We start from the raw sequence: 10,533 nt of genomic DNA on the forward strand, positions 1-10,533 counted from the left end.
ATCAAGGTGTGGGCGGGGAGAGCTCCCCGGCCGCGGAGGAGGCACCGGTGGAGCGCGCGAGCGCGCCTGCGGTGCGTCGAAGCTGGTGGCGCCGCATGTTTGTACGCAACGCCGGTTGATGTAACGGTACGTAGTTGGCGGCGGCTGGTTGGCTGTCGTCAGCCTGACGTATCGAGGGCGTCGGTCCGGCCGTACCGTTCGAGCGTTACCGATCTACCTGGGGAGAGCATGTCCATGCGGGCGAAATCGCTCGTCGCCGTCGTTGTGCTGTCGTCGCTGGCGCTCGTCGCCTGCGGCAGCCGGGCGGGCAGCACTGAGCCGACCACGGCCGCCAGCACGCAGGCCGGTGCGTCGAACAACACCGCCTCCGACGTCGGGGTCACACCCACCGAGATCAAGATCGGTACGATCGCCGGTCTGAGTAGCGGCTTCGGTCCAGACACGTTCTCCGCATCGCTGTACGGGGCGAGGGCCTACTTCAAGGCGCTCAACGCGGCCGGCGGCGTGAACGGTCGTAGCGTGAACCTCGCCGAGTGCGACGACAAGGGCAGCCCCGACGGAAACGTCAGTTGCGCGCACAAACTCGTCGACGACGAGAAGGTCTTCGCGCTCGCCGGTGTGACCGCCTTCAGTTACGCGGGTGCGCAGTACATCAACTCGAAGAGCGTGCCCGACATCGGCGGCCAGCCCGTCGGCACCGAGTACGACCAGTACCCGCACCTGTACTCGATCTACGGTAGCTACTACCCGCGCAACGGCGACCGCCCCGGCTATAACGGCACGCTGTATGCGGGGACGGAGACCTACCGCTGGTTCAAGCAGAATCTGCGCACCAACACGGCCGGGGTCGTGTACTACAACGTCGCCCAGTCGCAGCGCTACGCCAAGTCGATCGCCGACGGCCTGCGCAAGGAGGGCTACAACGTCGTCGAGGAGGAGATCAATCTCGGGGCCCCGAACTGGGACTCCGCGGTGCTCGACCTCAAGCGGCGCGGCGTGCAGATCGTCTTCGACGCGATGGACGACGGCGGCAACGCGCGGCTGTGCAACTCCATCGAGAGCCAGAAGATGCCGCTGCAGGCCAAGGTGACCACGCCGCAGGGCTGGGCGAACAACATCGGCCAGCTCTACAGCGCGTCGCCGATCTGCCGGAGCACGATCTACTCGACCAGCGGCACGGCCAACTACCAGGACACCTCGATCCCCGCGGTGGCGCAGTTCCAGAAGGACCTCCAGGCAGCGGCGCCCGAGCGGGTGGCCAAGGAGAACCTGTGGACGCTGGAGGGCTACGCCGCGGCCCAGTGGCTGACCGACGCGATCCGGTCCTGCGGCGTGAACGTGACCCGCTCGTGCGTCGAGGCGTACATGAACAGTGGCAAGGACTATGACGGCCACGGGCTGCTCGTCTCGGCCGGCCGCAACTTCAAGAAGGCTCCGCAGCCTCCCACAGAGGACAAGAACTGCCTGAACGTCGCCCGCTGGAAGGACTCGGCGAACGGCGGCAAGGGTGGCTGGGAGACCCAGGTCAAGGACATGAACACGAACTGCTTCACCGTCCCGAACCTGCCCTACTCGGCAGGCTGACGGCCGGCGGCGATGGCCGCCACCGGATTCGGGCCCCGGCCGGGACCTCCGCACCTGCGGGTGGTTCCTGGTCGGGGCCCGGCTCGTTGGCAGGCGGCTGAGCTCGTTGCAGGCGGCTTGAGCGGTCAGGCGGTGGCGGTGGCGGCGCCGCCGGCGAACTCGGCGGGCGTGCCGGCGAAGGACCGTTCTCCCCGGTGCAGGACGTAGACCTGGTCGGCCATGGCCAGCGCCTGCTCGGTGTACTGGTCGGCGAGCAGGACCGTGGTGCCGGAGGCGGCCACGGTCGCCAGCCAGCCGAACAGGTCCGCGGCGACCTTCGGTGACAGGCCGAGCGACAGCTCATCGACCATGAGCACCGACGGGCGGGCGAGCAGGGCCCTGGCGAGGGCCAGCATCCGGCGCTCGCCACCGGACATCGAACCGGCCCGCTGGGAGAGCCGCTCGCGCAGTCGAGGGAACGACTCCAGCGCCGGGGTGATGTCGGGATGCCCGCTCGTCTCGGCGATGATCTGCAGGTTGTCCCGGACCGACAGGGTGGCGAACACGGCCCGCTCGTCCGGCACCAGCATCAGGCCGCGGCGCGCCCGGTCCACGGTGGACAGCCGGGTGATGTCCTCGCCGCGCCAGGTCAGGGCGCCCGCCCGCAAGGGGATCAGCCCCGACAGTACCCGCAGCGTGGTGGACTTGCCCGCGCCGTTCGCCCCCAGCAGCGCGGTCACCTTCCCGGCCGGGATGGCGAGGTCGAGGCCGTGCAGGACCTCGACCGTGCCGTAGCCGGCGCGGGCTCCCGTCAGTGCGAGCTCGGCGGTCGCCGTCGTCAACGTGCCTCCCCGGAGTGCCCCGCCGCGGCGAGGGGTGCCTGCGCCAGGTACACCGACCGCACGGTCGGGTCGTTGCGGACCGTCTCCGGGTCGCCGGACGCGACGACCCGTCCGCCCACCATCGCGTACACCTGGTCGACGACGGAGAAGACGAGGTCGACGTCGTGATCGACGATGACGATGCCGACCCCGTCGGCGGCGGTCCGCCGCAGCAGCTGCGACAGCTTGGCGGTCTCCTCGCTGTCCAGGCCGCTGGCGGGCTCGTCGAGCAGCAGGATGTCCGGGCGCGCGCACAGTGCCCGGGCGAACTCCACCAGCCGCAGCGCCCCGGTGGGCAGCGTCCCGGCGATCGTGTCGCGCACGTCGGACAGGCCGAGGGAGTCCAGGACCTCCTCGACGATCTGGGTCACCGGTCCCTTCGGGGCCAGACCCAGCCGTTCGAGCACGCGTTCAGCGCTGTGGCTGATCCGGCTCCGGCCCTGTGCGGACAGGCCCAGCAGGCCGCCGGCGTAGTCCCGGCGCCGGTTCTCCGCACCGACGAGCAGGTTGTCCGCGACGGTGAGGGTGGGGAACAGCGAGGGGACCTGGAAGGTCTGCACCAGGCCACGCCGGGAGCGGATGTCCGGGCGCATGCTGGTGATGTCCGTGCTGCCGAGGACGACCTTGCCCTCGTCGGGTTGTTCGACGCCGGTGAGCAGGCTGAACAGCGTCGACTTGCCGGCGCCGTTCGGCCCGATGAGACCGGTGATCATGCCCGGTGGGGCGACGAGGTCGACGTGGTCGACCGCGGTCAGGCCGCCGTAGCGGCGGACCAGGCCCACGGCCTGGAGCACGTGCCGGCTCATGCCCGGCCTCCCTCGGCTGGGTGGGCCCCGGCCCCGGCGCCGGTGGGTGCCGGGCCGGTCGGCTGCGGCACCGCCGGGCGCGGGGCGCCGTCCGAGTCGGTGGCCTGCCGCTGGCGGGCCACCGCGGTCTGGGCGGCGGCGTACTGCTCGATCATCGTGACCAGGCTGGCGCCGAACGGCGTGAGCCTGGGGGCGCCCGGCGGCAGCACGTACCGGTTACCGGACAGTGGCCAGCGGGCGTAGTGCCCGGCCCGGGCCGCCCCGAGGGTCGAGCCGATCCCGGGGATGCCGGTGATGCCGGTGATGCCGGTGGTGGCCGGCAGGTGACCCACCGCGGAGATGCGCACCGGCACCGGCCGGGGGGCGCGCTGGTTGGGGTCGACGAAGCTGTCGGCGAGGTACTGGGCGAGCAGCCGGAGTCCGCCGCGCACGGCCGAGGCGAGTCCGCCGGGCATCCACCCCAGGGCGAGCGCCAGGATGCCGATGGCCAGCGTCGACGACCCGGCCGGGGCCAGCACGTCGATCGTGACCATGAAGGCGGCGGCCACGATCGCGCCGGCCGCGCTGTCCGCGCCGAACACGACGACCGCGGTGAACCACAGCAGGCTCTGCAGCGGGGCGAAGTCGTCGGCGGAGAACGAGTAGCTGCTGTGCACGAGCAACGCCCCGCCGAGCCCGGCGACGACGGAGGAGACGGTGAACGCCAGCAGCTTGAGGTTGCGCACGTCGACGCCGACCGCGGCCGCGCCCTCGGAGTGGTCGCGCAGGGCGAGCAGGGCCCGGCCGAGCCGGCCATGGTGCAGGTTGCGCACCACCAGCAGGCCGATGCCCAGGCAGATCAGCTCGAAGACGTAGAAGGCCTTCTCGGACAGCTCCCAGCCGAACAGCGTCAGCGGGTCCAGGTACAGCCCGGTGGCGAAGGTGGGCTGCTCGAAGACGAACCGGCTCACGACCGCGCCGACGGCGAAGGTGGTCAGGGCCAGCGTCAGTCCTCGGCGCCTGATCGCCGGGTAGCCGGTGATCAGGCCGATCGGGGCGACGAACAGTGCACCGACGAACATCGACGCGATTCCCGGCAGCGCCGGCAGGCCGAACAGGTCGCCGTTGGCGAGTTTGAGCGACAGCAGCGCGCCGAGGCCCGCGAAGCCGGCGGCCCCGAGGGAGAGCTGCCCGCTGTAGCCGGTGACGATCACCATTGACAGGAAGATCAGGGCCAACGCCGGCACCATGAACGCCGAGCGCAGGTCGGAGGGTGCGAAGGTGAGCGGCGCGAGCAGCAGCGCCCCACCGCCCAGCTTGCCGAGATAGTCCCGACGCAGCCGGACCCCGCTGACCCGCCCGGACGGCGGCGCACCGCGGCTGGAGAAGCTCGCCGTCGCGCCGGAGTCGCCCGAACCCAGCTCCCGCAGCTTCGGGACGGCCAGCAGCAGGACCAGCAGGGCGACGATGAACAGGTTCGACTGGAGCACGGTCAGGATCTGGCCGGCGTCGCCGTGCAGGGTGAACTGCTTGAGCTCGCTCTGCAGGATCGCGATGCCCAGCGCGGTGAGGACCGCGACCGGCATGCTCGACAGCCGGGCGGCCACGACCACCGCGAAGGTCTCCAGGACCAGCAGGGTCAGGCCGTAGGGGGTGAGCTGGAAGCGGGGGGCGAGCAGGATGCCGGTCAGCCCCGCCATCGTGGTGCCGGCGGCCCAGCCGGCGGCCGCGACCTTGTCGGCGGGCACGCCCGACAGCTCGGCGAGCTGCCGGTCGTCGACGACGGCCCGGATCTGGCGGCCGAAGGCGGTCCGGGCGGCGATGACCCCGATGACCCCGGCGAACACGATGACCATGACCAGTTCGGCCAGGGCGTCGACCCCGATCCGAGTGTCGCCGAACAGCCGGACCGACGAGTTCGGGAAGATACTGGGCGCGTCGCTGCGCGACCCCAGCCCCCAGATGCCCGCGGTGATGCCCAGGCTCAGGACCAGCACGCCGAGGCTGGCGACGAGGGACTCGGCAGCCGACGCCCGGCGGCGGGCCAGCGGCCGGAACACGAGCCGTTCGAGCAGCAGCCCGATGCCGGGGGACACCACGGCGAGGGAGATCACGGCGGCCAGCCAGATTGGCAGGTTCCACTCGACGACCATCTCGCGGAAGACGTAGGCCACCAGGGTGGCGATCCCGCCCTGAGCGAGGTTGAGCACGCCGTTGGTGCGATAGGTGACCAACAGGCCGATGCCGGACAGGGCGGCGATCGCGCCCAGCGAGACGCCGGCCAGCGCCAGGTCAATGCTGGTCATCGGTCACCCTCTCGGCGTCCGCCGTCGCCGGTCGGGTCAAGTCTGATCACGGGAACGCTCGCCTTCCGGGGCGCCGTCGCAACGCGGGGAGACGCCGGCGGGTCAGGCGCGCGGGCCGGGGGCGCTGATTCCCGCTGGGCGCGCGGGCCCACCCGCCACGGCGTCGCCGGTCGAGTTGAAGTAGGAATTCTGCGGCGGGGCGGCGGCCTGCTGCTGGTAGGACGCCTGGGCCGGGGCGGTGGGTGCCTCGCCGCCGACTTCCGCGCCGGTGGTGGCGGCCGCGATGATCAGCGAGTGCAGGTCGTCGACCTGGCCGACGGTGCGGGCCTGCGCAGCCTGGGCCGCCTCGAAGCGGTCGGCCACCAGCAACGCGCTGCCGATCAGGACGAGCGCCAACCCGCCGAAACCACCAGACACCACGTACGGTAGCTGGAGCGCGACATCCGTCTCCTTGGAAACGCCCAGGTAGCAGCCGAGAAGCAGAACGCCGCCGGCCGCCGCCACCACCCATCCGCGCAGCGCACGGACCACGTCGACCACCAGGCGCGACGTGGGCCGCGGATTACCGGTCCCAGCGGTCTGCTCGTCCACTTTCGTCTCCCCCATGGAGCGTCTCGTCACCGGTCGTTCGGGCGCGGTGTCCCGCCTGGCGCCCGTCCCGGTCGATGATCCGGGTCACGACAGACGTCAGATTAGTGCTCGGAGCTGAACAGGTGCTCTGTCGGGTGGCCCACGGATGTTCTCGGCGAGCTCCGACGGCACAGGAGGCTTCGTCGCATTCGGTATACGAGGATAGGCCAACGTCCACGAGGGCAGTCAGGTATGTCCGCCTACGGACAGTCTGGGGCTTATGCCGACGCCCGTCGACCCCAGGACGATCGGTTCGCCGCTGCCGGCCGGCCCGGGCCCGCGAACCGGCTCCGGCGGGCAACGCTCCCGGCGCAGGCCGGCGCCCGGATCCGCCGGTGTGGCGTCCCGCCCGAGCAGCGCGGCAGGCGGGCGCAGCACGATTCGCCCAGGCCGGAGGGCCGCGGGCCGAGGCGGGCCCGAGGGCCGGCCGCCGCACGTCCCGGCGCCTGCGCCGGATTCGTGCCGGTCGGCGCCACCCGCCGCCCGGCCCTCGCATCCGCCGGCGATGCCGATGTGTTGGGTTTCTCGTGTTGGGAAGTTGCCCTTTCGGGCCATCGGCGGAGATTTCGGGGTCCGGATTGCGGAAGCGGTCGCCGCGCCGGGGGCGCTGGCCCGCCCGCCTGGCCCGTGGCCGGGGCGGATCAGTCCGACCGGCGGGGCTGCGCGGGAATGCCGGTGGGGGCGTCGAGGACGTCGCAGAGCACCGCGGCGCCGAGCGGCGCGATGACCGAGGCATGGTCGTCGGCGGGAGACCCGGTGTGGTCGGCTGCGGACCCGACGGCCCAGGGGGCGGGGGCCCCGGCCGGCGTTTCGGCTGCCGCGAGCAGGTCCGCGCAGCGGTCCACCCAGACGCGCCGGCGCTGCCCGCGCTGCCGATCCTCCACCTCGAGCGGCCCGGGGACGCCACCCATCGCAGCCTGCAGATGGGCCCACTCGTGCGCCGCCGACCAACTCGTGAACGAGCCCAGGTAGGCGCCGTCGTAGTCGTAGACGTGGCAGGGCCGTGGGCCCAGGTGTCGGTCCGCCACCATCACAGCCAGCCCTTCGGGGTCGGGAAAGCCTGTCATGATCACTTTGTCCCGCGGGTCGAAACTGCCTGCCGGCCGAACGGACCGGGTTGGTCCGACCGTTCGCCGGATCTGATCGTCCGGGATGAGGCCCCAGGCTGCTCGCGCCGGAGGCGCTGGTCCAGAGCCCAGAGATCGTACTTCGCTACAGGCTACGGGGTGTGCACGGTAGGCGGTAGCCCCGGGGGACGTCCGGTTTGAGCCGGTGTCGGAGACGTCAGGTGATGATCGGGACGTTGCGCTGCTGTGGTGGCACCCCGGTCCCGCCAGAGGCCCGGCCGAACCGCCAGGCGTCGGCGACGATCTGGTCGATGCCGGACCGGGGCGAGCCCCAGCCCAGCTCGGTGCGGATCCGCCGGCTGTCCCCGATGAGCGCCCTGGGCTCGGAGACGGGCGGGCAGTGGACGCGGCGCACCGGGCGCCCGCTGGCCCGGCCGACGGCCGCCAGCACGTCGGCGATGCTCACCCCGATGCCGCTGCCCACGTTGAACACCGAGCAGCGTCCCGGCGTGGCCGCCATCAGCGCCGCATGATAGGCGGCGGCCATGTCCCCGACGTGGACGTACTCCCGCAACGCGTGCCCGTCTCCGTTGACGCGGAAGACGTCGCGGCGCCCGCTCGCCACCGCGATCGCGGCAGGGATGATCCGGCTGTCGTCCCGGTCGAAGCGCCCGGCAACGGCGCCGGCGACATTGAACGAGCGCAGGATGATCGCGCCGATCAGCCCGGTGCCGGCCTGGTGGCTCAGCAGGCGCTCGGCGGCGAGTTTGGACGCGCCGTAGGGGTTGGACGGGTCCGGTGGTCGGCTCTCCGGGACGCCGGTCAGATCGACGTCGCCGTAGACGGCGCAGCTGGAGCCGAACACGAAAGCGGGCGCGACCCCGGTCCGTTCCGTGCCGATCTCCAGCGCCGTGAGCAGGTTGACGGTGCCCGTCAGATTGGCCTGGAAATAGCGCAGGGGGGCCATCCGCGACTCCCGGACCCGGGTCAGGGCCGCGAGATGACACACCCCGTCGAAGCCCCGATCCACCCCGGCGGCGGTGAGCTGCCGCAGGTCGAGCAGGTCCGCGGCCACCACCTCGACGCCGGGCGCGAAGGCCGGCGTCGAGGAGTGGCCGCGCACCATCGCGGTCACCGCGTGGCCGTCGGCGGCGAGGGCGTCCGTGACCACGCCGCCGATGAATCCGGACGCACCGGTGACCAGAACGCGCATGTCCCGGGTCAGGACGCCGTCCGCGCGCGCACGCCGGGCAGCAGCGTCTCGCGGTGGCGCCAGGCGAGCTCGAGGCAGGCCGCCGCCGACGGCGCGATGGGCTCGGTGTCGACGAGGCGACGCAGCGAGGTGTGGGTGAACGGGATGCCCTCGGTCACCGCTCGGTTGGGCCCGGCCGTGACGACGGAACCCTCGGCGTTGCTCTGGACCATGCCGCCGAACAGCTTGTCGAAGGCATCCGCGTCGATGACCACGACGGTGAGTATCTCGCCGAACAAGGTCAACGCATCGAGGCCGATGCCGAAGTACGACACCCGCACCGAGCCGGCGCGCCGAGCCTGCTCGAAGGAGCGGAACGGCTCGTCGGTGTCGTAGTCGATCGGGCTGGACGAGCTGCCGTCGTGCTCGGGATTGCCGAGCAGCTCCTCGCTGAGCTCCCGCATGATGTTGCGCCACAGGTCGAAGTCGGCCTCGTGATGGAACGCGGTGATCCCCGACGGCTGGAACACCCCGGCGGGGATCACGTGGTAGACCCCGCCCGCGGTCGCCACGGAGCCAGCGCTGCGCCGGTGCAGGAAGAAACTCGCCTGGCCGCCCCGATCGTGCCGGATCGTCAGGGTGTTGATCGAGGGCAGGGCCACCCGGCGACCGAAGTCGAACGGGTTGCCGATGCGCGCCCGGAACGGCAGCGCGGGCCAGGACAGCCCGGTGCCGGCCATCGCGGCGGCCGCCTCGTGCGCCACCGTCTCGCACACGTCGACGGCGTCGAAGTAGGTCGTGTGCCCGAAGTTCAGCGTCGGCCGGTTGTCCGCCGTCACCGGCGCCGTGCCGTCGCCGGCGATGTCCAGCAGCCGGAAGCTCAGCCGGTTCTCGAACAGCGTCGGCCGGTCGAGGTCGCGCATCGCCCGGGTGTAGCGCTGGTACCGGGTCTGCGGGCTGCCGCCATCGAGCAGCGGGCGGCTGCCGGCCGTCTCCGGCTCGTCCCCGCGGATCAGCGGCGGTTCGACCTTGTCCTGCCAGCGCAGGGCGACCTCGTCGATGTCCACCGGCCGGTCCCAGACCCAGCCCGGACGGGCCAGCAGGCCGCTGCCGAGCCGGTCGGTCTCCGGGTAGAGCCGCACCGCGGCCCGGGCGAGGCTGATCCGATGGTGGTTGAGGTGGTCTCGGGTCAGCCGCCAGGCACGCTGGCTGGCAGCGACCTGTTCGGCTGCGGGACTGCGTGGGCTGCTGTCCCGCCTGCGGTCCGCCATCGCGCCGGGCGCCAGGCCCACGTCCTCCGGGGACAGCGCGAGGTTGCGGGCGATGTGGCGCAGTGTCGAGATGTCGTGGATGGCCCGGCGGCCGCTTTCCACCTTTGACACGTACGACTGGTCGAAACCCAGCCGATCGGCCAGTTGCTGCTGCGTCAGACCGTGGGCCTGCCGGTAAGCCCTCAGGAGCTGGCCGACGCCGACGCTGGCTGGAGTGGCCCGCGGTGGCGTCCAGAGCCAGGTGTGACCAGTCACCCGCTGTCCTCTCGTCCGACAATCGTGTTACGCGAAGTGAGCATAACGAGTCGGGCATCTGCGAGCGCAGTGACATAAATCGACCACCCCGTACGGAGGTGGCCCGGTGGCGTCCTGCAACGTCTTCGCTGCCTTGCGTTATGCAGTGCTGTTCCTGCCATCGTGGCGTTCATTGGTTGGGTAACCCGTCGGACAGATCGAGGACTACCACGACAATGATCGCGACGAGTATCCAACGGAAGAAGCCGATGCGGCTCCACACGTCGCGGGCGATGCTCCGGCCGGCTCGGCCGCCGAGCACGAGCAGTGCGAGCAACGCGCCGCCGACCACGACGATGAAGATGCCGGCATTACTGTGGTCCACGCTCAAGACGATCGCATGACGGCGTTGGGTGACTACACAGGTCCTGTCGAATTGCCGCCGACCGGCCGAGAACCGCGTCATCCGCGGCGCGTACTCGGCCGGCGCGAGGTCGGTCGCGGGCGTCGTCACGTCGAGGTACTCCGGTCGTTGGGGGTAAGAGGCGGCAAGGTGTGAGGGACATCATGCAGGATTGCGCCCGCCCCACCGCCGGACCAACAC

At 71.5% G+C, this 10,533-nt stretch carries 9 protein-coding genes; 1 reads left to right on the forward strand and 8 read right to left on the reverse strand.

What is annotated here, in order from left to right; all coding sequences use genetic code 11:
- Positions 1-234: 234 nt before the first annotated feature.
- Positions 235-1,584, forward strand: a complete 1,350-nt coding sequence (locus NBZ85_RS20765) for an ABC transporter substrate-binding protein (protein WP_261558586.1) — start codon at positions 235-237, stop codon at positions 1,582-1,584.
- Between the two features lie 125 nt (positions 1,585-1,709).
- Here NBZ85_RS20765 and NBZ85_RS20770 read toward each other — a convergent pair whose 3' ends face one another.
- The 8 genes from NBZ85_RS20770 to NBZ85_RS20805 form a co-directional block, all read right to left on the reverse strand.
- A complete protein-coding gene (locus tag NBZ85_RS20770; RefSeq protein ID WP_261558588.1) occupies positions 1,710-2,405 on the reverse strand; it encodes an ABC transporter ATP-binding protein in 696 nt (231 codons plus the stop codon).
- Complete coding sequence (locus NBZ85_RS20775; RefSeq protein ID WP_261558591.1) at positions 2,402-3,250, reverse strand: ABC transporter ATP-binding protein; 849 nt, start codon at positions 3,248-3,250, stop codon at positions 2,402-2,404. Before NBZ85_RS20775 ends, NBZ85_RS20770 begins: the two co-directional genes overlap by 4 nt.
- Positions 3,247-5,535, reverse strand: a complete 2,289-nt coding sequence (locus NBZ85_RS20780) for an ABC transporter permease (protein ID WP_261558592.1) — start codon at positions 5,533-5,535, stop codon at positions 3,247-3,249. Before NBZ85_RS20780 ends, NBZ85_RS20775 begins: the two co-directional genes overlap by 4 nt.
- Before the next feature lie 102 nt (positions 5,536-5,637).
- The gene (locus NBZ85_RS20785; protein ID WP_261558601.1) at positions 5,638-6,126 is read right to left on the reverse strand and encodes a transporter; all 489 of its coding nucleotides are present in this window, start codon (positions 6,124-6,126) and stop codon (positions 5,638-5,640) included.
- A gap of 680 nt (positions 6,127-6,806) precedes the next feature.
- The gene (locus NBZ85_RS20790; RefSeq protein ID WP_261558594.1) at positions 6,807-7,232 is read right to left on the reverse strand and encodes a hypothetical protein; all 426 of its coding nucleotides are present in this window, start codon (positions 7,230-7,232) and stop codon (positions 6,807-6,809) included.
- A 217-nt stretch (positions 7,233-7,449) separates the two neighbouring features.
- Positions 7,450-8,445: an NAD-dependent epimerase/dehydratase family protein gene (locus NBZ85_RS20795; RefSeq protein ID WP_261558596.1), complete on the reverse strand. Its 996-nt coding sequence runs from the start codon at positions 8,443-8,445 to the stop codon at positions 7,450-7,452.
- Between the two features lie 8 nt (positions 8,446-8,453).
- On the reverse strand, positions 8,454-9,950 hold the full coding sequence (locus tag NBZ85_RS20800) for a helix-turn-helix domain-containing protein (RefSeq protein ID WP_261558597.1): 1,497 nt from the start codon (positions 9,948-9,950) through the stop codon (positions 8,454-8,456).
- Between the two features lie 169 nt (positions 9,951-10,119).
- Positions 10,120-10,443 (reverse strand): hypothetical protein, encoded by a 324-nt coding sequence (locus NBZ85_RS20805; RefSeq protein ID WP_261558599.1) that lies wholly within the window; start codon positions 10,441-10,443, stop codon positions 10,120-10,122.
- Positions 10,444-10,533 lie beyond the last annotated feature (90 nt).

Source organism: Frankia tisae (assembly GCF_025403405.1).
Lineage (GTDB): Bacteria > Actinomycetota > Actinomycetes > Frankiales > Frankiaceae > Frankia > Frankia tisai.